The 23,164-nt window shown below is 47.3% G+C and carries 31 protein-coding genes; 12 read left to right on the top strand and 19 right to left on the bottom strand.

The annotated features are described in order from the left end of the window. Nucleotides 1–39: 39 nt before the first annotated feature. Together VJ249_09745 and VJ249_09740 are read right to left on the bottom strand one after the other, a co-directional pair. Nucleotides 40–555: a hypothetical protein gene (locus VJ249_09745; protein HKZ94842.1), complete on the bottom strand. Its 516-nt coding sequence runs from the start codon at nt 553–555 to the stop codon at nt 40–42. A gap of 13 nt (nt 556–568) precedes the next feature. After that, complete coding sequence (locus tag VJ249_09740) at nt 569–757, bottom strand: hypothetical protein (protein ID HKZ94841.1); 189 nt, start codon at nt 755–757, stop codon at nt 569–571. A gap of 186 nt (nt 758–943) precedes the next feature. On the opposite strand from VJ249_09740, the gene VJ249_09735 reads away from it, so the two are divergent. The 3 genes from VJ249_09735 to VJ249_09725 all read left to right on the top strand — a co-directional run bounded on the left by VJ249_09735 (nt 944) and on the right by VJ249_09725 (nt 2,590). Further along, the gene (locus tag VJ249_09735; protein HKZ94840.1) at nt 944–1,483 is read left to right on the top strand and encodes a hypothetical protein; all 540 of its coding nucleotides are present in this window, start codon (nt 944–946) and stop codon (nt 1,481–1,483) included. A gap of 102 nt (nt 1,484–1,585) precedes the next feature. Next, the gene (locus VJ249_09730) at nt 1,586–2,146 is read left to right on the top strand and encodes a hypothetical protein (protein ID HKZ94839.1); all 561 of its coding nucleotides are present in this window, start codon (nt 1,586–1,588) and stop codon (nt 2,144–2,146) included. Nucleotides 2,147–2,311: 165 nt separating this feature from the next. Continuing rightward, nucleotides 2,312–2,590, top strand: coding sequence for a hypothetical protein (locus VJ249_09725; GenBank protein HKZ94838.1), 279 nt, complete (start codon nt 2,312–2,314; stop codon nt 2,588–2,590). Nucleotides 2,591–2,737: 147 nt separating this feature from the next. Here the strand turns inward: VJ249_09725 and VJ249_09720 are convergent, their stop codons facing one another. Further along, nucleotides 2,738–3,220 (bottom strand): hypothetical protein, encoded by a 483-nt coding sequence (locus tag VJ249_09720; GenBank protein ID HKZ94837.1) that lies wholly within the window; start codon nt 3,218–3,220, stop codon nt 2,738–2,740. A gap of 99 nt (nt 3,221–3,319) precedes the next feature. Between VJ249_09720 and VJ249_09715 the strand changes: the two genes are divergently transcribed. From VJ249_09715 to VJ249_09685, 7 genes are all read left to right on the top strand, one after another. Then, complete coding sequence (locus tag VJ249_09715) at nt 3,320–3,517, top strand: hypothetical protein (GenBank protein HKZ94836.1); 198 nt, start codon at nt 3,320–3,322, stop codon at nt 3,515–3,517. Between the two features lie 3 nt (nt 3,518–3,520). Further along, the gene (locus VJ249_09710; protein HKZ94835.1) at nt 3,521–3,943 is read left to right on the top strand and encodes a hypothetical protein; all 423 of its coding nucleotides are present in this window, start codon (nt 3,521–3,523) and stop codon (nt 3,941–3,943) included. 7 nt (nt 3,944–3,950) lie between these two features. Continuing rightward, the gene (locus VJ249_09705; GenBank protein HKZ94834.1) at nt 3,951–4,304 is read left to right on the top strand and encodes a hypothetical protein; all 354 of its coding nucleotides are present in this window, start codon (nt 3,951–3,953) and stop codon (nt 4,302–4,304) included. A 15-nt stretch (nt 4,305–4,319) separates the two neighbouring features. Then, nucleotides 4,320–6,944: a hypothetical protein gene (locus VJ249_09700; GenBank protein ID HKZ94833.1), complete on the top strand. Its 2,625-nt coding sequence runs from the start codon at nt 4,320–4,322 to the stop codon at nt 6,942–6,944. After that, nucleotides 6,941–7,165 carry a hypothetical protein gene (locus tag VJ249_09695; protein ID HKZ94832.1) on the top strand — a complete coding sequence of 75 codons (225 nt, stop codon included), beginning with the start codon at nt 6,941–6,943 and terminating at the stop codon, nt 7,163–7,165. Before VJ249_09700 ends, VJ249_09695 begins: the two co-directional genes overlap by 4 nt. 164 nt (nt 7,166–7,329) lie before the next feature. Continuing rightward, nucleotides 7,330–7,524 carry a hypothetical protein gene (locus tag VJ249_09690; protein ID HKZ94831.1) on the top strand — a complete coding sequence of 65 codons (195 nt, stop codon included), beginning with the start codon at nt 7,330–7,332 and terminating at the stop codon, nt 7,522–7,524. Nucleotides 7,525–7,640: 116 nt separating this feature from the next. Further along, the gene (locus VJ249_09685; protein HKZ94830.1) at nt 7,641–7,961 is read left to right on the top strand and encodes a DUF6788 family protein; all 321 of its coding nucleotides are present in this window, start codon (nt 7,641–7,643) and stop codon (nt 7,959–7,961) included. 63 nt (nt 7,962–8,024) lie between these two features. Here the strand turns inward: VJ249_09685 and VJ249_09680 are convergent, their stop codons facing one another. Genes VJ249_09680 through VJ249_09665 form a run of 4 tightly spaced genes read right to left on the bottom strand, consistent with a single transcriptional unit; the run spans nt 8,025 to nt 9,718 of the window. Further along, nucleotides 8,025–8,207, bottom strand: a complete 183-nt coding sequence (locus VJ249_09680) for a hypothetical protein (protein HKZ94829.1) — start codon at nt 8,205–8,207, stop codon at nt 8,025–8,027. Between the two features lie 5 nt (nt 8,208–8,212). Next, on the bottom strand, nt 8,213–8,413 hold the full coding sequence (locus tag VJ249_09675) for a hypothetical protein (protein ID HKZ94828.1): 201 nt from the start codon (nt 8,411–8,413) through the stop codon (nt 8,213–8,215). 1 nt (nt 8,414) lies between these two features. Further along, nucleotides 8,415–8,972: a hypothetical protein gene (locus tag VJ249_09670; GenBank protein HKZ94827.1), complete on the bottom strand. Its 558-nt coding sequence runs from the start codon at nt 8,970–8,972 to the stop codon at nt 8,415–8,417. 8 nt (nt 8,973–8,980) lie between these two features. Further along, nucleotides 8,981–9,718, bottom strand: coding sequence for a hypothetical protein (locus VJ249_09665; protein ID HKZ94826.1), 738 nt, complete (start codon nt 9,716–9,718; stop codon nt 8,981–8,983). Nucleotides 9,719–11,121: 1,403 nt separating this feature from the next. Here VJ249_09665 and VJ249_09660 point away from each other — a divergent pair. Next, complete coding sequence (locus VJ249_09660; protein HKZ94825.1) at nt 11,122–11,277, top strand: hypothetical protein; 156 nt, start codon at nt 11,122–11,124, stop codon at nt 11,275–11,277. Nucleotides 11,278–11,450: 173 nt separating this feature from the next. Here VJ249_09660 and VJ249_09655 read toward each other — a convergent pair whose 3' ends face one another. The 3 genes from VJ249_09655 to VJ249_09645 form a co-directional block, all read right to left on the bottom strand. Beyond that, nucleotides 11,451–11,699 (bottom strand): hypothetical protein, encoded by a 249-nt coding sequence (locus VJ249_09655; protein ID HKZ94824.1) that lies wholly within the window; start codon nt 11,697–11,699, stop codon nt 11,451–11,453. 42 nt (nt 11,700–11,741) lie between these two features. Then, on the bottom strand, nt 11,742–12,875 hold the full coding sequence (locus VJ249_09650; protein ID HKZ94823.1) for an AsnC family transcriptional regulator: 1,134 nt from the start codon (nt 12,873–12,875) through the stop codon (nt 11,742–11,744). Between the two features lie 63 nt (nt 12,876–12,938). Beyond that, nucleotides 12,939–13,073 carry a hypothetical protein gene (locus tag VJ249_09645; protein ID HKZ94822.1) on the bottom strand — a complete coding sequence of 45 codons (135 nt, stop codon included), beginning with the start codon at nt 13,071–13,073 and terminating at the stop codon, nt 12,939–12,941. Between the two features lie 104 nt (nt 13,074–13,177). Here VJ249_09645 and VJ249_09640 point away from each other — a divergent pair, with 104 nt between their 5' ends. Then, a complete protein-coding gene (locus VJ249_09640; protein HKZ94821.1) occupies nt 13,178–13,504 on the top strand; it encodes a hypothetical protein in 327 nt (108 codons plus the stop codon). A gap of 56 nt (nt 13,505–13,560) precedes the next feature. Here VJ249_09640 and VJ249_09635 read toward each other — a convergent pair whose 3' ends face one another. The 9 genes from VJ249_09635 to VJ249_09595 all read right to left on the bottom strand — a co-directional run bounded on the left by VJ249_09635 (nt 13,561) and on the right by VJ249_09595 (nt 23,161). Continuing rightward, the gene (locus VJ249_09635; protein HKZ94820.1) at nt 13,561–16,089 is read right to left on the bottom strand and encodes an FAD-dependent oxidoreductase; all 2,529 of its coding nucleotides are present in this window, start codon (nt 16,087–16,089) and stop codon (nt 13,561–13,563) included. A gap of 30 nt (nt 16,090–16,119) precedes the next feature. Continuing rightward, a complete protein-coding gene (locus VJ249_09630) occupies nt 16,120–16,404 on the bottom strand; it encodes a 4Fe-4S binding protein (protein ID HKZ94819.1) in 285 nt (94 codons plus the stop codon). Beyond that, nucleotides 16,405–17,295, bottom strand: coding sequence for an acyl-CoA dehydratase activase (locus VJ249_09625; protein ID HKZ94818.1), 891 nt, complete (start codon nt 17,293–17,295; stop codon nt 16,405–16,407). Nucleotides 17,296–17,302: 7 nt separating this feature from the next. Further along, nucleotides 17,303–18,088 (bottom strand): acyl-CoA dehydratase activase, encoded by a 786-nt coding sequence (locus VJ249_09620; protein ID HKZ94817.1) that lies wholly within the window; start codon nt 18,086–18,088, stop codon nt 17,303–17,305. Between the two features lie 11 nt (nt 18,089–18,099). Next, on the bottom strand, nt 18,100–19,449 hold the full coding sequence (gene bzdO / locus VJ249_09615) for a benzoyl-CoA reductase, bzd-type, subunit O (protein ID HKZ94816.1): 1,350 nt from the start codon (nt 19,447–19,449) through the stop codon (nt 18,100–18,102). A 1-nt stretch (nt 19,450) separates the two neighbouring features. Then, nucleotides 19,451–20,590, bottom strand: coding sequence for a 2-hydroxyacyl-CoA dehydratase (locus VJ249_09610; protein ID HKZ94815.1), 1,140 nt, complete (start codon nt 20,588–20,590; stop codon nt 19,451–19,453). Nucleotides 20,591–20,658: 68 nt separating this feature from the next. Next, nucleotides 20,659–21,498 carry a nucleotidyltransferase domain-containing protein gene (locus VJ249_09605; protein ID HKZ94814.1) on the bottom strand — a complete coding sequence of 280 codons (840 nt, stop codon included), beginning with the start codon at nt 21,496–21,498 and terminating at the stop codon, nt 20,659–20,661. 10 nt (nt 21,499–21,508) lie between these two features. Next, on the bottom strand, nt 21,509–22,624 hold the full coding sequence (locus VJ249_09600; GenBank protein ID HKZ94813.1) for a DUF763 domain-containing protein: 1,116 nt from the start codon (nt 22,622–22,624) through the stop codon (nt 21,509–21,511). A gap of 48 nt (nt 22,625–22,672) precedes the next feature. Continuing rightward, nucleotides 22,673–23,161 carry a pantetheine-phosphate adenylyltransferase gene (locus tag VJ249_09595; protein HKZ94812.1) on the bottom strand — a complete coding sequence of 163 codons (489 nt, stop codon included), beginning with the start codon at nt 23,159–23,161 and terminating at the stop codon, nt 22,673–22,675. Between the last annotated feature and the right edge of the window lie 3 nt (nt 23,162–23,164).

Genomic DNA, 23,164 nt, shown 5'->3' with positions numbered 1-23,164 from the left:
TGCTAGGCTTAAGGCTTCACTTTGCCCAGCTTTCCAAAATCATTGGGAAAAATCAAAGCTCCAGCGCCGCAGGTCGGCTGTGTGCTTGTCACCTGGCGTCTTTTCTTTCGGTCCTCGGCTGCTTTCAAAGCTTGGTTTTTTCTCGTAGAACCTGACTTGCCCATCCCATGAACCACCTGAACTATGGCGAGTTGAGATGATTTTCTGGTCTGTTTCCTCGTTCGAACGTTTGAAGGTTCTGCTTGTGTTTGGATCTTCGTAGGGTGGGCTTATGTTCTCTGGCTGAAGGTCTGCGGTGGACCCAGATCGATTCACAATCGGACCTGAAACATCTTGCCTAGCAACTCCTTGGGGTGCCGGACTTGGTGCTTTCTGATATGCCCAATCAAGTCCAAAGCCTCGGCCCGATCCAAACAATGGAATCGGCTGCTCAGCTCTCTCGGCACTTCCGAGGGGATATCGACGAACCGGAGGGTTCTCGCTAGTTTGTATCTGAGCAACGAAGATGCGGCGTTGCTGACGAGCTCTTTCAATCAAGTCCAACAAAAGACCCATGTCACAACACCTTTCACTGGCTGAAGTCGTATTTTTCTTGGGCTTTCCAACTGGCTGGCATGCTTCCATGGCCATGGTACGAAAAATTCTGAGTTTCTGGCTGGGCTGCTAATGCAGCTCGCTGCGCTTGGAGAAATTCGAAAGACTCGATGCTTAAGTAGCCTCTTGACGCTTCATCCCACAAAACTCGTTTTCCTGACATCTTTATACACCAAAGATAAATCGCACGTTTGGGCATTTAAGGCTTTTTTATCCCTCTTTTCAGCAAAAGAGCATGTTTGTTAACTCGCTTTAACAACAACGGAAAAATAAGCCGAGCTTTGGCAGTAGCCTTAAATTTCAAACCGCATTATTTCCAAAAGAGGAGTCTGACTCTTCGGTGTTCTGAATGGTCAAGCCGCACAATATTGCGCAAGTGTTTGTGGTGAGTCTTTCGCGAAAAAGCGGTTTTGTGAGCAGAGAGTTGCTGCCCGTCCGAGTTTCGCCCGGCATCAAAGAGCCCAAAGTACAATTGGGTGACAGCCGCCAGGGGGGAAGAAGGCAAACAAGCGTGAAATCCAAAGTCATCTACATCCAAGGTGAGATTCAAATGACCGATTTAATGGGATTAGTGAATTCCGCCTACGGGCAAGGCGAGAAGGTTGTTTTAGGAACTCAGCTAATCGAAAAGGACAAAGTTCAAACATGGCTGCCGCCATGGGCTCCTAGTTTCATTGAAACTTTTCAACGTTTGGAGAGGAGCCGGCAACAGGCTGAGGTGTTGAGAAATAATGGCGGCAACACCACACAAATTCACTTTTTCGACCATTTGAAAGCAATGTACGAAACTGACCTTTCAATGCAAACGGGAATTAGAACCCAAGCTACACTTGCTTTATTGCACGCAGAAGTTCAGAGTTTTATGCATGGTTTTGATATCTGGGTCTAAATTACCTTCCTATTGCCCAAAGGAGCGCGTTTCTTAGTTTGAGTTTTCCACAATTGTTATAAACACAGCAACAGCAAAAATGACGCTAAAAGAGAACCGTTGATGCTTACGGTGAATGCTGTGACCTTCGAGCGAATTCCTCCCAGCCCAGATGATAGAACATTCAGAGAAATTGTGAAAAAAACCATTGACTCGGCAAGAACGGAGATTATTGTTGCAGCCGGTGAGTTGGGGTCATACGGATTTTCTGAACTTAGACAGGCAGCTCATGAAGCTTTAGCGAGAGGGGTTCGGGTCAGAGTCTACGCCAGCGCAGCTCCTCCCGATTTTGTTGACGAGCTCCGCCAACGAGGTGCAGAAGTCTACATTGGTGAAACGCGTATCAAAGATCATTATATGGTTGTTGATAGAGAGACTTTGATAGTCTCAGAGAAAGCAGAAGTTGGGAAACCTACCGAAAGCGGGACTCGAGAAGCCCGAGTTTACAAAAACAATCCCGCAGTCTCAAGAGAAATCAGGGAATTCTTTGAAAACCTACTCCGAAGTGACTTTATGAAAAGAGCTCGGAAAGAATCGAAAATTGGAGCCTTCGCCGACGCGGTATTCGAAGCATTTGTCCCTTCGTATGGAAAACCAGCAAAGGAGCCCAGAATAGATGCCTAGAAAGAAAGCAAAGACACCTGAACTAGAATTCAGGATGCGAGTAACCACACTGATAAGATCGTTGCCAATAATCATGGCTATAGCCAGTTTTTTATTCTGAAGTTCTCACCTGTATCTCCATTGGGTTTTGCCGCTTTTCATTTCGCTATTGTCGGTACCGCTAACATGACACTGTTGATTTCCTTCCTTCTTCGGTGGCGCCACAAGAAAGTGAAGGAATTCTATGAGATGATGACGAAGATAGTCCTTTACGACCTACTATACATAGTTGTTGGCACTCTAATGTTAGTGATAGCACTGAATCTGAACCTGGTTCTAACAAATGTGGATGCTACAATACTAGCATTATTCATCAGCGCGGGTTCTGGGCTCTCCTGGGTAGCTACGCTAATTCCCATAGGCTTGATCATTAGCTTGATTAGATATCACGAGAGAAAACACTAGACTTCCATTAACGAGAGTCAATGTACCTTCCACTAAGATTGACGACTAGGTCAATTGTCTCATCAGTTGTCTTAGAAATGAAGCTCTTTATTTGTTGCCGAATCTCTAATGGAAGATTCGCTTTACCTTTTCCTTTCATTCTTTTCTTTACTGAGGAGGCTTGATCGTCCCAACAAATCCAATTTCACATTTTCTGTCTTTGAGTTCGGTCCTGATTTCCTTGACAAATTTCTCCCAAGTCGGACGGACGACGCTTTCGAGGTCCGAGAATGAGATGTTCTTGTAATATACGGTGGCTGTAGGATCCTGCGGATTTTCGGATTCTAACCTCATTATTTTCGGTTTTGCCGCTAGGATCTGTTCCATCTGTGACTGAGATTTTTGATGGTCTGTACCCTGAGGGGTTATGTAATATCGTTTGTAGGCGCCGATCGTTGTTGTGGCAACATGTCCAGCGTCGACGAGTTCATCCAACCATTTGTAAAGAGAGTTTGTCCCCATCCTGGTTGTTTTTCTTATCTCTCGAAATCCCATCGTTGGGTTTTCCCTGTTTTCAACAGCCTTTTTGTGAAGAGTTTCTAATATTTCGGGCACTCGTAGTTTTCGTTCACGTTCTGCATCTCGTGGCATTTTGGTCATCCCAAACTGTTACTGATTCGACCAAGTGTTACTTTTATGGAAACAACTTTTATTTTTGTCTTGCCTTTGTCCGACCGAGAGTAGAACAAAATGGCCAAAGAAAAGGATGTCCGGATAACCTTCAGAGCGCCACAAACCTTGCGAGACACTGTGAGGGAATTTATTACTCTCGATATGCACATGAACGAGAGTGATTTCTACCGAGACGCAGCTCGCGAGAAAATCAAGAGCGATGCACCCGACCTTTATAGAAAATTGTTTGAAAAGGAACCCGCCCAAGGAGCCTAAAAAGTGAGCTACCCAGACGCCACCGAATACGCTGCACGTTTGGCATTCAAACGGAATCTTCACGAAACCTTTGAGAATGCACACAGAGCTGCTAGAGAGGTGTATGATGCTGAGATCAACAGAGTTGGTGCAAAATTAGGGCTTCAAGAAGCTGAGAAGAAAGAAAGCCCAAAACAGTCAGTAGCTTCAGTGCCAGAAGTTGCTTTCACTATCTTGAAGTTTGAGGATGTCAAGAGTGAACGATTAACTGACCTGCAAACGGCTCTCAAATCCAACAACTTGCCAGACAGGTGGAGCACAGCCTACAACATCCTGCGACAAAACAATGCACTAATCCAGTCAAGGTATCATGGAGCTAGCTACCAGTTCAGTTACTGGCTTTATGGTGAAGACCGGATTTTTCGACAGCCATTGAAGCGGCAGTGATTTCAACATGGCTCAATCTCCTCTGTTCGGCGTCAAGCCTCTTTTCAATAAGACATTGCCGATAAGTCGAGACGAACTCGCATTTTTGCAGGTTCAGAGGTTCCCAGACGAACCCGCCGAAGTCGTGGTGAAACACTCGAAGAGAGAAGAATCGGGAAGAATTCTGACGCTTGAGTCCATCCACTTCCCCCTTTGTCAAGCTTCCGCGTTAGCTGACGCTTTGAAGGATGTTGAGAACGAAGCTCTACTTGACAGAGAGATCGAGGGCCCTTTGAATGAGCTGTTCAAGAAATTTGGAAGGGAGCGAGTTGCGAATGCGTTTCTGCGTGTACAGAGGTCACGTGTGGGTCTGCCTGAATAAGCTAGGTGGAATGGCATGAGCAACCAGGCTGAACCAAATATAAAGGAAATCGCGGGTCAGTATTGGCGATTAGGCTTGAACATTGTGCCGGTCAAAGGGAAAACGCCTCTCATCAAATGGGCTGAGCTTCAATCTGCCTCGCAGTCAAGTGACGATTTTGCCGAGCTGCCCTGGGCTGCAGCTGATGGTTTCGCACTAATCGGCGGAGCCAAACAAATTAATGGACTGTATCTCGGCGCCATCGACTATGACGTCAAAGACGTCACTGAAGAGGCAAAAGAGCTCGGCAGAAAATTTTTGAAGGAACTTCTAGCCACACGGATTGAAAGAACTCCATCTGGTGGTGAACATTGGGTTTTCTATTCGAGAAAGCAGCCTGCGACAGTAAACAGTTTTCATGATTCAGCAGCTCTCGAACTTTTGGGCCGCAGCAAACTCATTGTCGTGTGGCCCAGTAAGGACTACGTTCGCATGAACGACAGCGAACCGACCGTTCTAGAAGACCTTGAGAGCACATTTTACGACGGGTTGTACCACATCGGTGTTGGGAAATCACGAGAGGTCACAAAAACCGTAGCACCTAGGAAAAGGCGTAGGAAAGCCCAGGCGCGCATATGTTGTGAAGCGGCTTTGGAAAGGGACCGTCACATTGCGCACGCCATGAGGCTGTGCATTGCTTCGGAGCATAAAAGGGCAGGCTATTCAGACGAAGAAATTGTCGACCTCTTTAGACATCAAGATGATTTCGACAGGGATAAGTGTCTGGTGCAGGTGCGAAGTGCTGATCCTGACAAAACCGCTTCATGCGCTTCTATCAAGAGTTGGGGTTATTGTCTCCCTGAGTGCCCCAAAAACAAGAAAGAACCAAAAGAAGGCAGCCAAGCAGATCGCCTCGTAACTCTTTGCGAAGTGCAGCAGCCAGTCTTTTTTCATGACCAACACAAAACACCTTACATTAGAGTCAGACAAGCAGGCGTCAATGTGCTCATGCCCATACGCAGTCGACAGTTCAAATCCTGGTTTGCAAATCTCATGTGGCAGACGGACCAGAAAGTCCCTGGAACAGAAGGATTGAGCAGCGCCATCAACGTTCTGCAGGGCAAGGCGCTCCTTCAAGGAGAGCAATACACACTTTATAACAGAGTCGCCCCCGCGGAAGACGGCGTTTGGATTGACATGGGTGACTCAGCGTGGCGTGCCATAAAGGTAACTGCAACCGGCTGGACAATTGTAGACAATCCCCCAATACTATTCAGACGTTACAGTCATCAGCTCCCATTACCTGAGCCGGAACGAAGCGGGGACGCATGGAAGCTTTTGAGCTATCTTAACATCGACGAAAAAGATGAGGGTACTCGTCTGGTTCTAATGTGCACATGCGTGACTTACTGGATTCCATTAATTCCTCATCCAATCTTGGTCTTTTATGGCATTCAAGGCTCTGGGAAAACTCTGGTGTTCAGGATCATCAGATCCGTGTTCGACCCAAGCAGCATTGAAGTCTTGATTATGCCTCGAGACGAACGTGAACGGGTTCAACAACTCGATCACCACTGGCTTGCCTTCTACGATAACATAACGAGCATACCAACCTGGATCAGCGATAGCTTGTGCCGCGCAGCCACAGGTGGAGGGTTCACGAAGCGTGAACTATATTCGGATGACGACGACGTGATTTACAATTTTAAGCGTTGTGTCGGTCTGAACGGGATCAACATAGCGGCTCAACGTGGGGATCTGTTGGATCGCACCGTCTTGGTTAGTCTTCAGAATATTCCGAAAGAGAAAAGGAAAACCGAAGCAAGACTACTGGCGGACTTTGAAAAGGAGCGCGCTAGCATTCTTGGCGGATTTCTAGATGTTCTTGTGAGAGCGTTTCAGGCATACCCAACGATCAATCCTGATGGATTATTCCGCATGGCTGATTTCACTCGGTGGGGGTGTGCCATAGCCAAAGCCCTAGGTAAGGATGAGAAAGAATTCTTGGAAGCCTATGAGGAGAAAGTCAAGAGCCAAGTCGAAGAAGCGGCGCATGCCAGCCCGGTGGCAACGGTTTTGCTCGATTGGCTTGAAAAGAGGAATTGGGAAGCGGATTGGGAAGGGTCACCAACAGATCTCTTCACGAATCTTTTGGGTCACGCCAAATTGCTCAACATTAGCACGAGGCAACATTCTTGGCCCAAGGCTCCTCACGTTCTAGTTAGGCAGTTGAATGAGCTGGCACCATCGCTTAAGTCCTTAGGCTGGGAGATTGAAGCTAGCAAGAGTGGTGGCTCTAGAAGAATAAGTATAACAAGTGTCCCAAGCGTCCCAAGCGCCCCACCTGATCGGGACGGTAGGGACGGTAGGGACGCTTCGGACGCTATTTTGACCTCTTCTTCTATGGGTGAGAAACGCACCAAGATCAAATTCTTCGCTTGGCTGCAATCAGAGTTTCAGAAAGGTGTGAACCAAGTTCTGAGTGTTCGGCCCCTTAACCCAGTTGAAAGGGGCAAATGTCCCCTTTGTCAGACATCAGACGCGAACTTAGTTTGGCAAATCCAACTACTAGATGGCTCACGGTATGACGCTGTCTGTGTGGATTGTGGAGGTCGAGTTCAAGATCTAGTTCGAGAATTTGTGGAGCGAGAAGCCAAATGAGTAAAGTGACGAAAAGGGACCTGGCCGAGCAGCTGAACCGTTTCCTCTTGATCCAGGCATCTTGGGAACGGTTGCCGCAAAAAGACTTGATCAAGATCTGCTCGGCGTTTCAGCGGCTCCGGCAAGACGTTGACGAAATTCTCGCGCTACTGGATCAAGCGCCCTTTTCGACTGAGAAACCCGAAAAAATCATGGAGAAAATGAAAAACTATGTTATTTAATCACGTACGTATGGGAAAAGCCCATGCTTCCGTAGAAACCTCGGAGACCATTTCCCTAGACCTTGGAGAACAACTCTTGCTTCTCGACTGTGGGTACGGAAAAAATGGATGATTTCACACCGAATCCGAAAGAAAACCAACATAAAATGGTGAGAGGTGAAACATTGTCTCTCGAAGTGGAAAAAATCTGGGTTACGGAGTGGCTGATCGTCAAGAAGCATTCCAGAGTATCTTACCTGAGACTCCGCGACGAGGACGTGGCTCTCTATGACATTCGAGCTGGAGACAAGATTCGAGTCCAACTTCAAGTGATAAAGAAACTTCCTAGAGAAGAGCCAGAGGAAAAAGAGAATGAGTGAGTTTATTGAGGACGTTCGCCTTTTGCGAAAGCGGCTTAGGTTCGATGAAACTTACGAAGCAAGATGTCGGAGGCTGGTCCGAGAAATTCGAGCGCGAAGAAGAGGTGTCTGAGTAAATGCAGACGTCACAAGTTGTCCTAAGAAAACAGCATGAGAAAACCGTGATTCTTGAAGCCTTGGAACTCAAACAAAGACTCAAGGGGTCTGTAGTTTGGGAGCGGGTAAACTGTGGAAAGCATTGTTGCCATAAGTGTCAGAACGGAACCCTGCATGGTCCGTACACCTATCTTCATTACTATTCGGCTGGGAAAGTCAAAAGAAAATACTTGCCCAAGGCGCTAGGCGAACTGATGTTTCACTCCAGGGAAGAGTTGGAGGTTATGCTTCGCGATGTTGATGCTGAAATCTTAGGACAAGAAGAGGGTGACGAATACTGAAAAGGATTCCAAGGGACCCGGCTGCAGGAAAACAGAAAAATAGGGTTGCTCTGTAGAGAGCCGCTAACCCTCTCTTCTATTTGATTCTTCTTTGGCTTTCGACTTTGACTCTTCAACCTTAGAAGACTTTAGTGCAGTGTCTATGCCAACTTCAGACGACTTTAGAAGCAGTTTTTGAGATTCTACTTCTTTTGAACGAATGCGTTGCAACTTCACTTCTTTCTTTTCTATCTGCTCTTCTGGCATTCTGTTCACTTCGATTCTTTCTCACTTTCCCTCTGTGCTTCTGTCTTTCTTTTCTCGGCTTCTTGTGACCTGATTTTTGCCTCTTTTAGGTTAAGTGTTGCTTCTGAACGAATACGGGCTTTCTTGAGTTCAATTTCCTCTGAGCGAAGTGCTCTACGTTTCTCTCGCTCGATTCTTCCTTCTTCTTCATCCTTACTTTCTGGCAAGTTAATATCCCCAATGTAGTAACAATTTCCCGACTTTTAATAACGTTTCTTTCAGCGAGGTCCTTTTCAGACCTAGAAGTTCTTCCATTCTCTTCATAGCATAGTCTGTTTTCTTGGCGAAGTGTTCTGCTGTCTTAAAATCCCATGTGTGCTGTTCATAGAAAAGAGTGGAATAGCCTAAAATGTCTTCCATCAAACTTGACAATTCTAATGGAATAAACAATTCAAAACCACTGGTTCTCGACTTGCCCAAGAATTTCGTAAAATCCTCATAGGCTTGATTGTATCGCTTAAGCACCTCATTCGAATCAAGATAATTGTAGCCTTCTTTAACGATTAGTTGAGCCTTCCCCTTTTTCTGTGCAGTCACGTAACCAATCACTAAATCTGCAAGTTGTGCAATGAATCCGTAAAGTGGAAGATAGAACTCTTTGCCTTCTTTCCTTACCTCAAATTCTCTAATCACGCTTTTTTCTCTTAGCGTCAAGAAATGGTTTAATAGGTATCCAATCAATACGCCGACAAGTGTAAAGAAAGCAAGAGTCAACTCACCATTCAAGAGGTTCACTACCACTTCTTGATGTGGTCAACAGCCCATTCTGGTAACTCTATTTCTCCAATTTCTTGATTTACTTTCTGACAGTATTGTTTGAAGTCTTTGACAAAGTAGTTGTATTTCTCTCTGAAACTCTCAAACTCCGTTTCAAAACCTTTGGCTATTGGCTTTCCTGTGAGGCTCATCATCTCATGGACAAACTCTTCCGTGATTTTCAGATACTTCTTATACGTTTCCAGAACCAGTTCAAATTGCCTCATTATAAGCGAAAGGTCCCGTAAGGTCTTTCTTGATTCTTTAAGTTCCTTCTGAATAATAGAGAAGGCACTTGTGATTTCTGAGTCGGGGTAACTTTCCAATGTAAAACGAGCCAGTGAACTCTTAACTTCATTGGCATAATGATTTTTCAGATTATTTAACGTGTCCCTTATTGGACTGTTGAATCTTCTGGCAGTTTCAACTAGATTCTCGAACTCTAGGAAATGCTTCTGTGCAATTGCGTCTCTTTTTCTCTCGAATCTTACTCCTTTAATCTTCTTAGATATAGGTTTAGCAAAAATCATAACTGGCACAGACAAGATAAGCCCTATTAAGAAAGTAAATGAAAAATCAAACCACAATGATGGAATACTTCCACTAGCACTGAGCAAACTTGTGCTAGCCACCAAAATCGCCGCTACGTAACCAATAAGTTTAACCCAGTCTGCTATGTCTATGCCTTTCTTCTCTTCTTTCTTATCTTCAGTCATTCTAATCAAAAAACTCTGTGAGATGGAGTGTTTAAAAGCCTTGTTATGAGTCGGAATTCGCAGAAAGCCCTGGAAGACTCGCCCGGAAAAGTCGAGGGGGGCCCGTCCTCGAGCTGCTGATCCCCACAGGCGCCTTGAGTTCACAGAGACCGGGGTATCCTCGTAGTAATGGTCATGCTCCGAAAGCAAGTCCTCAGAAGCCTCAGCGAAAAAGCTCCAGGAGACTCGCCAAAGCCGCGCCTTTGGCCCTTATCAACAGCCTCACTATCCTGCAAGCATAGAGACAGAAAGCCTAGAAAAAAGCAACTGAATGCGCTTAAGAAAGGAGCCTTATTGCCTCAGATAAAGAACCCTTTGAAGGCTTCTGAAAGGCAGGCTTAGGCGATTTTAAGTCGGCGAAAGCAAAAACACAATAGGAACGAAAAGGAGCGCAAAGACCCTTTCTAAGCGTCTATTAGCCTTCACAATCCTTTCAAGCCCCAGAAAGCCATTTTCAGAAAAAACTGAGTGCAAAAGGAGAAAGAGGCTCTCTTAAGCTTTTAAGAGGCCTTTTGTGCGCTTTTGAAGCTGCTCAATGATGACGAAAGCCGGAAATAGAAGACGCTTATCTAAGGCTTTTCTCCCTCAGCGTTTCGCCTTTGTTCTTGCCTTAGCTTAGCTTAGAGTCAGTCCTCTAGGGGAGTAGACTGAGGGAAGTCAGGTGAATTCACTGAGTCCCATGGGAAATCTAGGATCTCTCAGTCCCATCAGATACCTAAACAAATTACCGTAATTTGTCCTATTATTTGTTAATTTCATTTAACACATATCTTCATATATTTTCTAATTTCTGGGGCTTGTGGCATGGTGAAAAAACTCAACCGCAAAAGCGACTTTGCGCATTGATGGATTTTCACCATGAACGCCATGCGCAGAAACGGAGTCGTGCTGTGCGTGGCTCGACACAGCCAACGAGAAAACGACAGCCCTACGAGAGGCTCTGAAAATGAGGGGAAAACTCGAAATCAGCATCGGAATTCTGACGTTCTGTTCAGAGCCTCGACTGAAGACGCAAGTGAGGTATGAGGTTGGTCTGTCTTTCTTTCAGTTTCAGACCTATGAGGAGTGGCTTCTCTCTCAAGGTCTACTATTGAAAGAAGCGAATAGATACCTAACGACAGAAAAAGGACAGCGTGTTGTCAGAATCTACATTCTGCTTCAGAATACGCTTGTTTCACGTATTTAGCTCGAATTCTCTCTTTTCTCAGTCTTCAACAGGGGCAGACGCCACGTTAGGTCCTCGTAGTAATTCGGTTCTCCGTTCCCCTGCCCTCGGTTCATGAATTCTCTTTCTAGTGACGTTGTTTCGGTTCTTCGTAATCATCGTGGGGAACATTCTTTTCAGCGCCGATTTTGGTGTCCTCATGAAAATAGCCGTGGTTTTGGGCGCCTTCGAGCTGCCGATGATGGCGTTTTCAACATCAGCCCAATGCTGTGATTATATAGGGTCGCAGGTACACCTACACAACAGGATGGTCAAAACAGGAGACGTCGACGCGGCTGGATCCAGCGCCGGCTGAGTTGTTTACTACGAGGAACACTCTCTCTGAAGAGGACCAAAATTCTTCCTCGTTCTGCAGCGGCCTGCTGATATTGGCGCGTCAGAAAATGCAGTTGCAGGAGGGGTCCCTGGGAATCCTCGTAGTAAAACGCGAAAGCGCCTGGAGACTCGTTTTCAAGGTTCCCCATCTCTTCAGCGTTTATTTCCGACTTTCCGAATATAGATTATTTTATACTTGTTGCAGTCGGCTGGAAGACAGTTTGCGCATATTTGATTGATTTCGTCCATGGTTGCGTCTTCGAGATGAACCTCGTAGCCTATTTCTTGATATAGTTCAACGGCTTCGCTGAGACGCGGCTCATCGGTGACGAATTGCCTAGTCCAGCCTTGTTTCTTCAACTCTTCTTCTTTTTCTTTGCCTCCGCCGCAACGTAGACTCAAGACTGGTTCCTCTAGTGATACTACTGGAAACGTCTATAAAGATTAAACAGTCGAAGCGTTCAACGTTTTGAGGTTGCTCTCCACGATTTCCCTTACATTTCGAATATGCTTTTCATTGTCGTATACCCAAGATCCATTTTCGAAATGCTCATACGGAATCGTCTGTCGCGACCATTTTCCTGGACTCAAGTCCTGAAACACGTAATCATAACTGACCAGATAGCCAGCTCGAGCAAGTTTCGACAGGCTATCCACGAAGTTCCTGAATTCAGGGCGAGGAAGACATACTTGCGAGACTATGGCGCTTTCACCAAGTATCTTGCCCACGATGTAAACAAATGGCTTATCCAGCAGCGACCGTGCGAATTTAGCCATTTTCTCCATGCTTTCGAATCTGAAAACAAAAAACAACATATCAGATATTGCCCTGTCAAATGGAGCTATGCCTACTTGAAAGGTCTCAACTAATCCCCTTTTCAACACATGCATTGTATAATGGTGACGAACATTCTGCAGAGTCGTTCCCAACTTCCTTGCAATGTTCACCAAGTCGATAGTGGCGTCCTTCTCCAATTCCTTAAGAATGAACAAGTCGGTTGCGTCGGCTCTTATTGGAAAAGCTTTAGGATCGACAAGTGTATATGGCAATTGGCTTCCTTGAGTCGCTATTTCGTAAATCCATTTGCTCCATGGAAAAATCCATTCCTCGGATGTTTTGTCAAACCATTTGGTTGTCGGGTTGACTGTGTGGAAGCAGGTTGACCAGAGTACTTCTACCTTCTGGGCAACTCTCAGGTCTTTGATTTCTTCGATGAAATGTTCGAATCCTCTAGATTGCTCGACAGGGGTAATGTAAATTCCTAGGCATCCTTCAAACATTCCGTAGCATCGACTTATGTATATGTAGAAATCGTTCATTTTCATGCAGTTGAAGAGCAGTTCCTCTTGACCCGGGGCGGCTTGCGCAAAAACAACTGTTTTCTTCAATCCTATGTTTGTGTGATAAACGCTTGCGTGCGTTCTTAAATTAAAGAGGGGAGACATGCGTCTTATTCTGGAAGCTACTGTTCCCCTAGGCAGCCTGAGTTTTCTAGCGATTTCGCTTGTGTTTCTCGGTCCGTATTGTGCGAGGCCTTCTATTATTCTAGCATCGAGCATGTCCAATTTGTTCCGCATTTTTTCTCCCTTGACCGATTTTTGCTAGCGATACATTGTACGTTACTGTTTGTATCCTTTTCGTTAGCCTGGGCAAATGGGGTCATCTATTGGGTCTCCTAAAGGCGTTATGGTGACAATAGATACAACGAGCAGGCTAAACTGAGCCACCAACAGCAGCATCTTCCAGTGTGAAAGAATCACCATTTTCAAGTTCAAAACATGTCACCTCCTTTTATATTTGTCGCAAAGATTCAGTTATCTTCAACATAAATAAAACTTATATGTAATTGTCTTCTAGAACTGTGTTCGGTGCCCCCACCGTGGAGTCTGAGATTCTAGGTAAGGTTCACGACAGAATCGTCCAAGACTTTTTAGACTTGGTAATCCTGCTGGAAATGCGCAAGCGCTCGCTAAGCTGCCACGATGTCATCGATTTTGCTCAGAGAAGGTTTTGCGTATCTTTGAGCTCAAACGCAGTCAGTTCCCATTTTGGCACCTTGGAAAAAGACGGTCTTGTGAAAACCGAGAACTCGCAAGGAACAACAGTTTATGCATTGACTGAACGCGGAAACGAAGCAGTAAGGGTGCTTCCACACATAAGAGACAAGATTTTGGGTCTGCTTTTGAACCTGTTCATTAGTGAATAGCGACGTTTCTTCCATGGTCTTTTGACTGCTCAGCTCAGTAGACTCTCAACCTGGCATCAGTAGAGGTCTTCTTCCAGTCCAACATTTTGTTTAGGCATTTTACCGTATTTTTTCATAAACTGTTGCAGCAGCTCGCTTTCACGCATTGTGAACATCTTTGCCTCCTCGTACAAGAAGTACTTTGCTTCTTTGTTTGCTGCAACTTGCTCCTCCATTTCCCTGTGCAGGTCTATTGCGCCCTTAATGTAAACCACCATCTTCTGATCGTCGAGAAGTTGAAACACCCCTTCACAAGCTGGAACCTTAGCCACGTTTTCCGCGTCAAACTTTATCCATTTTTCAGGCGGCAACATAGGCTGCTTAATCTGCAATCGCAAGTCGCAGCGCAGGCAACGCTTGGCCTCGCTGACAGAGGTTTTCTCATCGAAGCCCAGCGCCACTTCAGCGAAATTTCCTATACGTTTATCAACAGGGAGACAAGGCATAACTGCACGGCATTTAGACGCGAAACCTTCCTCACGCCCAAGCCACGGACAAGCCAGCTCAAATGGCGCCAGCGTTTCTTCGATGTTGCCGCGGCCACCTAGGTATCTGTCGATGGATTCAGCTGCTTTTCTGCCAAGCGCAACACCGTCCACGATCGAACCGGGGCCTTTCACAACGTCACCACATGCAAACACGCCAGCAATGCTAGTCTGCAGAGTGGATTCATTCACTTCAAGGATTCCAGACTTTGTCGATTTGAGTAGGTTGGCGTCTCCAAGTCCCTTCAGGTCACATGCCTGACCAATTGCAAAAACAATCATGTCAGTTGGCTTAGTCTTGGTAGTTGACTCATCAAGCGATGGGTTGAATCTGCCGTCTTTGTCGAAAACTGACATACAGCGAACAAGTTCAATGCCCGTAACCCTTCGATCTCCGTCGACTGTGACTCGCCTAACTCCCCAAGAATTATGAATGTCCACACGTTCTTCAACAGCCTGCTCAAGCTCCCATGGAAAAGCAGGCATCTCCTCCCATTTCTCCAAGCACACTAAATCCACATGTCTCGCGCCCAATCTCTGTGCCGTCAACGCAACATCTACCGCGACGCTGCCGCCGCCTACGACCAAGACATGTTGTTTCACCTTGGCTTCCTTGCCCAATCGCACATCGCGAAGAAGGTCCAGACCGCCTAAGACATCTGGGCTGGTTGAGCCCTCCACGTTCAAGATTCTGCTTTTCTGCAAGCCAATGGCTATGAGAATGGCGTTGTAGCCTTGCGCTTGGAGTCGCTCTATTGACGATGACTCTCCAATTGGAGCGTTAGTCTTCACGTTAACACCCAATTGAAGAATACTCTGCAGGTCCCTTTGAAGAACGCTTTCGGGTAAGCGATATTCTTGGACGCCATAACGCATCATGCCGCCAAGATTAGGCATAGCTTCGAAGACGGTTACCGAGTGCCCTAGCTTGGCCAAGTAATAAGCTGCGGTCAATCCGCTTGGCCCCGAACCAATAATGGCAACACGTTTGCCTGTGGATGGAGCTTTAGGTGTAACAGTCTGCTGAAGCTCACTTGCGTTATCGACTGCGAATCTCTTTAAGGCACAGATCGCGATTGCGTCATTGATCTCGCGGCTTCTGCACACCTTTTCGCACGGTCGTGCACAAGCGTGTCCTAGGACGGCTGCAAAGGGCACTTTCTCTTTAACAACCGCAGCTGCATCTGCATAGCGTTCTTGAGCGATGAGATTGATATATCGTGGCACGTCTATGTGCGCTGGGCATGCATACTTGCATGGAATAAGGTTTTGTTCTCGCTCGCCCGCTTTGACGTTTTTGTCCATCAATACGCCTGTTGGGCAAACTTCAACGCAGGCTCCGCAGAACTTGCAGTCAGACTCTTTCAGTGAAGGCGCAACTGAGCCTACAAACGCTTCACCGTTACGATACGCAAAAGCTAGTGCTTTGACGCCGCGCAGTTCTTGGCATGCTCTGACGCAGCGCGTGCAGTTGATACAGAGATTGTAGTCTCGGATAAACAAGGGTTCGTCTTTGTCAACTGCTAAATCAGCTGGCAAGAAGCGTGGTGTGTCCACCCTTATGCCGACGTACTCAGCAACTTTCTCGAGTTCGCAGTTGCCAAACTTGCTGCAGCAACGTTCAGCTACAGGCACGTTGGTGGAACACGGCTCGCGGGTACAGCCCTCTTTCTGAGCGCAGGTGAGGCAAGCATGTGGATGTTTAGCTAATATTCGCATCAATTTCTCTTGTCTAGCCTCGCGAACGCGATCAGTATCGGTGTGAACTCGCATTCCTTCCATGACCATTGTGTCGCACGAAGGAACGAGATCGGGTTGACCGTCGGCTTCGACTAGGCAGAGGTTGCAACCCTCAAACTCCTTCTCCAGAGCGTCGCCTACGATCTGCTCGCCCGCTCGAAAAACCGTGCTCCCGGATTTTAGTCTACGGGAAAGTGGCAAGTCGGGATGATAACACAGGGAAGGAATGTATGTTCCAGCGTTTCGGGCTGCTTCTAGGATTGAAGAGCCTTGAGCCGCTTTTACCTGGATGTTGTTGACAAAGAAGCTTACTGTTTCCATGAATGTTTGCCAGCTAAGGCACGTATTCTATTACCAAGAGTGCTCTACAGCGTTGGGTTGACAGGCTAGTACGCAGGGCAGTTTTCTTTCTCCAGATATCGGTTTGCACGGAGCGCAACTGTATTTGATTTTCTTGCGGTGTTCTTCTTTCACTGCAGCCATTGGGTCGCCTTCAATGTCGAATTCGTTTGGCACCATTTCTAAAACGTGATAGGGGCAGGTTTCGACGCATTTAGCGCATCCGTTGCATTTGTCAGTGTCTATTGTTATGAAGTAGTCGCCTGAGCCGTCTTTGTATCCGTAGTTAGCTCTCACCTAGCGTAGCCCCTGTTCCTTCTCGTAAAGAGCCTTGGCGAACAAGCCGGCACCCAATGCTCCAGCCAATATCGGATCCATCTTGGGCTCAAGAGGCTTTATCTTCAGGATTTTCTCAAGTCGGGTGACGATGCCCATGTTCTTGGCAACTCCGCCTGTGATGACAAAATCCTTTTCAACGCCAACTCGACTCAGCAGGTCAACGATTCGGTCAGCCATAGCCGCGTGATAGGCAGCTGCAACCTTCTCTTTAGACCAGCCTTGGCGTAAGAGTGCAAGCGCCTCGGCTTTAGCGAATATGACGCATGTATTGCTTACGGGCGGCGGCTCTTGGTCAACGTTCAGTGAAACCTTGCCCACATCTTGAATGGGCACGCTGATTAGATCGGCGAAGACTTCCAAACCTCGACCTGTACCCGCAGCGCATTTGTCATTCATGAGAAACGATACCACTTTACCTTTGTCGTCGCAGCGTATCGCTTTGCAGTCCTGTCCACCTATGTCGAGGACAGTGCGCACGGTTGAACCGTAAATGTAGTGTGCTCCTCTTGCGTGGCAGGCTATTTCGGTGATGGTCTTCTTGGCAAACGGAACATTAACTCGACCGTAGCCTGTTCCTACAACGTAATTTAGCTTTCCTACCTCCAATCCAGTGCCTTCCAGAGCCCAAGCGATTGCTTTGACCGCTGTTGCTTCGCTTACGCCGCCCGTTCTCATTGCAGCGTAGGCATAGAGTTCACCGTCGGCAAGAACTGCTGCTTTGCTTCCAACTGAGCCGATGTCCACGCCAGCTGTCAACGCGCTTGCGTTGCGCCAATCTCTATCAGGAATAGTCTGTCTGTACTCGGGCCACCGCCAATACTCTTGCGACTTTGCTTCAGTTTGTGCCATCTGGCTTTCACCTTGCTGTGTTAGCCGCTATTGCGGCAGCTCCTAGCGCGCTCACGTACTCAGGATAGTCGGGAACTATTATGTTGGCTTTAAGCTCCTTCTCTAACGGTGGTTTGAACCCTGGGTCCAGCGCGACGCCGCCGATGAGGACAACATCCTTTTCCACCCCAACTCTCAAGACCATTGAGCTGATTCGTCCCGCAACGGCGTCATGAATAGCCTTCGAAATGTCTTCTTTGGAAATCTTTGAATGAATGAGCGATACTACTTCCGACTCGGCGAAGACACAGCACTGCGCATTCATGGGTATGGTGTTAGCTGACTTCAGTGCCAGCGGTCCCATTTCTTCAACCTTGACTTCTAGGGCTCGGGCCATAGCCTCGATGAAGGTTCCAGCTCCTGCTGCGCAGCGTTCGTTGATAACGAAGTCTCTAACTTTGCCGCCTTCAACTTTGATTCCTCTGCCTTCTTCGGCACCTACATCGATAACAGTCTTTGTCGTGGGCACAATGTAGTATGCGCCTGCAGCAGCGGACACTACTTCTGAAACCGCCTCATCCGCGTTAATTGGCGGCTTCTGAACAACAGTATTTCTGCCCATGCCAGTAGCCACAACTCTCTGTATGTCTCCTCGTGAGACTCCTGCTTCTTTCAAAGCAGTCTCAAAAACATCTGTGGCGGACTTTAGAAGGTCAAATCCCACAAGCGCCTTAGTTCTAGCCACTACTTGCCCGTCCTTGAGAACTACGACTTTGGCGTATTTTGCTCCGACATCAACTCCAGCAGTTATCATTGCTTTTCAATTCACTCCTTTAGTTTCTTCAGTCCCATGCTTTCAAAGAACGTTGTCAACCGCGCCATGGTTCCTGTCAAATCGAAGTCCCGTTCGTCGCCCATGTTGCCCTCAAACGGAAACACTGGAACCCTTCCTTGCATTAGGCCAAGTCTGTTTTCCGCTATGTGCACGCTCAAGCCTTCACAACCTCGGTTGTAATGAAGCAGTACTGCGTCAACTTTCCACTGCTTGGCAATGCTCTCCATCATCTTAGTCTTCAATTCAGGCTGGTAGAAATGCGCCCACTCCGGCTTGTGCATTGTCCAACGCACAATGGCTTGCAGAGCTTCATCTCGTGTTAGAGGCTTCTTAGGCGGCACGGGTTTGGGTGTCCATGTACCGTCTGGCAAGTATTGCCACATGCCTATCAAGCCGAATGTGTATAGAGAGCCGACTGACACGGCGCCGTATTTCTCCATTTCCCTGAAGATTTTTAAGAAACCCCATGGAGGCTGCGTATCAGTTATGACTCTGAACCGTTCCGTTGAAACTGCAGCGATGCCGCGTTTAATGCGATCTTTGACTTCGTCGCGTAAAGTCTGATAGAAAGCTGCGCATTCAGGTCTGTGCTTCATCAATGTACCCATAACATACAACGAGTACATGGTTTTCTCGTCTAGCGGTGCGGGCACAGCTTGGTTCAAAGCGCAGACTTCAGCCCACAAAGCTGTTGAGTTCATTTCGTTCCAGACGGCATCACAGAGCAAGTGGTCGTCGTATTTGCGTCCAGTCACTTTTTCAAGCCATTCAATGCCATCGCTGAGTTGCCCCACAATGTAGTCCACTTTGTAGTCTTCTTCAGGTGTGAAATCTGATGGATAGCCTACTGAAACGTCTACGCAGTACATTGGCACGTCTTTGCCTCTTTTCTTCTCTAGCCATTTGACAAGCTGATACCACTTGCCGTGACTGCAGCAGATGTGGTCTTGCCAGATGAAGTCTGGCGGCGGATAGCCGTCAATCACTGTGCCATCTGTTAGTACGTATTTGTCGAGTAGGATTGAGCCCCAATAGTTGCGCATGTAAGCACACAAAGTGCGCGGAAAACCCGCGGCTTCAGTCGCGTCATGGCATTTAGCCGCGAAGTCTTTAAAGAAAGCAATCGTCGCACCATAGGGTTCACCTGTTAAGCAGTAAACGTCTTCACCTAACCCTGCTGGTATGCTGCTGAACGACCAAGCGCCTCCAGCCCAACGCAGGCCACCCTTCTCGTGCGCGTGCAAGTAATCCTCGTAGTAATTTTTGCGCAAGTTCTTGGCTTGGTCCCAGCATTTCAAGGGTTCGCTTGGGTATTCTTTCACACTGACTGTTGATGCCAATTTAGAACAACTCCTCCAATCCAGTTAATGTTTCAAGAAACGCTTCCACTCGAGTTCGGAACTGGCCCCACGGCACGGTGACATCGAACTCCAGCGGATATGTTTGCACTCCAACCTCGTCTAAAGCATCTTTCAATGGCGGAATCTCGATGCCATGGGGGTCGCAGAATTTGTTCTGAATAATCAACGCGCCATTAACGTTGTATTCTTTTGCCAAGTTAACTGCATGCTGAATTCGAGTGAGTTCAGGCCAATCTTTGCTCGGACAGGGCACACGATTGACGTATCGCGTTGCGATTGCTGCAAGCCGGTCTTCCTGTGGTGTAACATTGTCCCAATAGTAGCGAGTGCCTGTGCAGTGTTCATCCACGACAAAGGTAGCGCCCAGAGCTTCTACGTTCTTCATAAAAACACGATCATCGTCTTCGCTGCCAATTATCATAAGGCGGATGTCTGACTTGCGGTCAAGCTGACGGTTTGGAAGCTCCTGCAGAAGCTGCTCCAAAAGCTTATTGTGCTCTCTTTTGTCAACCATTTGGCTGGCAAGCGTCATCTCCATGGCTTCTAAACCGGTCAGTTTCGGCGGGTTCAACTTTCTGAACTCAGTGATTTTTCTCATTAGTTCTCGGTTGCGGTTGAGAATCTGAATCCCTTTGTCTAAATCGTCATTTGTGATGGCTTTGCCTGTCCATTTCTCAAGGCCCTGCTTGAATTTGTCCAGCTCCTTTGTGAAATATGGTATGGCGCGCTTTGTCTGGATCCCATGAGGCACGTAAATGTAGTAAGCATAGTCGATGGGTATGTGTAGCCGCCAAGCGTTGAAAGCCTGCCGCAGGTGAAGACACGACTGACCCTCGATTATTCCGTCTAAGTACTCGAATCTGCCCTTGAGTCCTTGGGCTAAGCAGTCGCGGCAAAAGTGACAGTACATGGCAAATATGTAGGGCTCCGTTACCGTCGGCGGCTCGTGGCTGCCTAAGATTCTAACAGGCAGAACATCTGCTGCGTAAAGGATTTCCTCGGGCACATAAGTGCACAAATAGCCAGTGACCTTGCCTTGATTCTTCTCTTTCCAGGCTTTTGCGTACTCATGCCTCTTGTCAATCCACTCTCTGAATTGCTGAAATATCCCATCAATCACGGTGAAGCCTTCTTCGTCACATATATATTTGGTATATAACTCATCGGACTTCAAATATAAAAGACTTCTCACTTATATTTGGCGGCACGGACACGAAGTATCTTTTCAACGAAATACTCAGACAGTTCCTCCATCGTCAACCCAGTTACATCTCTAATCTTGGGCACAACACCATGCCACAACTCTCGTAAGGCTCTTAACCTGAATTCCAGCTCATCCGTCGAGAAATCCGTGGCTTTCATCGCATCTTTGATGAGCTTCGAAAATCCCTTTGGCAACCACTTCAGATTATATGAGTAGAAAAGTCGCCATTTTGGAGCAGGTAAATGCTCCTTATTCAACGTAAAGACAACCTTCAGCACAAGATCGACAGCATAATTCAGGCAATAATGTGCAGAAAGCAAGTCGCCTCTGTCAACCCAAGTTTGGGCAACGGTTCCCACGTTTTCTTTGGGTGGGCAACAGTACCATTTCATATACTCGGCGAGCAGTGCAATTCGTTTGGTCCAAAAATCCTTGGGCTGCTTCAGCTTCTCTCTAAAGACTCTTTGGACCACTCCCTCGGGATCGAACACGATTTTGACTTTGGAAAACTCCCATCTGTCGATCTCGTCCCATTTCTGCCCTTTGAAATCATCGATGAAATGAACCTCTAGGTCCACGTCTACGCCAGACACTCTTGCCACATCTGAGCTCAAATCATAAAATTGCCTTCTAAGCTGCTCATCTCTCCTAGCCAGCAAAACTATGATGTCCAAATCGGAGTATTTGTCAGCAAAGCCTCTTACCAAGCCCCCGATGAAAGCGATGCCAAGTACACCCTCAAATGAGGATAGTCTGGAAGTCAGTTTTTTGGCAACTTGCTTGAATTCCCTAATTCGATTTTCTCCGCGCAGTTTTTCTGTCATCTTCGCTCGCTCAGACCGAATTATATCTATGAAGTCTCTGAAGCGACTTCAGCCTCTCGTCGCTGCCCATCTTGGCGTTTCTTATAGCGTTCTCGAGGATTTCTATGGATTGGTCCATGGCTTTTCGATCAACGGGATAAGGGGCACCGTCTTTTCCACCGTAAGCGAATGAATACTTGACTGGATCTTTCCAGCTGGGAGATGCTCCGTAGACAAGTTCAGCTATGAGAGCCAAGCCTCGAACTGTGGCAGGACCAACCCGTCTCAAGCTAAGCAGTTCCTCATAGTCCTTGGGATGGAACTCGTAGAGCCTTTTTGCCAGTTTCCAGTTGAGAGTTTTCGGCATCGAAATCCATTCTACAGAATGGCTCTTAGTCCTATCCTCTGACATCCATTTGTGCAGCGATGTTTGACGGGCAGGTCTGATCGACCCTAGCAACCGCATAAGTTTTTCAGGCTTCTCCTTAGCAAGATCGGTTGAGACTTTTCTGCAGTTTTCGCTCTCTTTAGCTGTCATGTTCAAAGCCGCGTCTCGTTTGGCGTCACCCACAATGGCGTCATGCGGTTCCGCCACAAAGCTCTGAACATGTTCACTGAGCCAGTGATAACGCCTCGCAGTTCTGTCGTGGGCGCTCATGCCCTGTTGCACAACTGCCCACTCGCTGCTTTCAGCCACAAAAAAAGCGTGATGATACAACTGATAGCCAGCTTGAATCGCCGTGTTGTCCACTTTGGCACTCATTCGACTCGCGTACTGCAATGCTTCAGCAGTGCTTGTTAGTAAGTTAAAGAGATCGCTAACTTGAGCGATTTCCTCTGGTGCCTTGCGCGAGGTTTTGCCCTTGCCGCCGCACACAGCCAATCCGTGCGTGTCGGGCTTCATCGCGCTTTTGAGAACTCCTGTCAAAACCGTTGTGACACCTGAGGAGTGCCAATCATAGCCAAGTACACAGCCCAAAGCTTGAAACCAATAGGGATCGGAGATCCGCCGAAGAAGCTCGGCTCGGCCGTATTCATCGATGATTATTGTTGTGATTTCGTCGGCTAGCTTGATCATTCGTTTTACGAGCCAATGTGGTGCCCGTCCATGATGCAGCGGAAGCTGTGCAACGCCTGTTTTCTGCACTCCTGTGCACCTGTAATAAAGGGTATAGTATGGAGTCCCCAAACTGTATTAAAGATGCTCTTTGTGCAGTTTCAAGTGGCCTTCTCGGTCGATTTCTCCGCGTCGAATCCTAGTTGTTGAAATGGGAACGCGGTCTTCAGCTGGCACCATGTTGATGACGATTAGCTCTAACGGTTTTAGTCCGCTTGCTTTTCGCTTCCTGTTAATGTCTATGCCAACAGGCTCGGTTTCTTGGCTCAAAACCAATGCGTCGGCTATGGTTGTTGACAAGGTTACGCCATAGGATGTGTCCAACGGGACGATTTTGGCTCGCTCAAACACACCCAATTTCTTCAAGAACCTTCTCAATTCCTTGAGCCGCACTTCGTAGGTCGCGATTTCATGGTTTTTCCTCAACTCTCGAGCCAGCGGATCAGAGGACAAGCCGATCATGACGCGTTCTGCCGCTTCAAAAGCAGTTGTAATCAAGGCTCTGTGCCCTTTGTGAAATTCGTCGAAGGTTCCGCCTACGAGCACCGTGCTGAATTTTCTAGCCATGCT

The sequence above is a fragment of the Candidatus Bathyarchaeia archaeon genome (genome assembly GCA_035283685.1).
Taxonomy (GTDB): domain Archaea; phylum Thermoproteota; class Bathyarchaeia; order Bathyarchaeales; family Bathyarchaeaceae; genus DATETJ01.
Note: the sequence above shows the minus strand (reverse complement) of the source record. Positions and strands in the feature narration are given on the sequence as shown.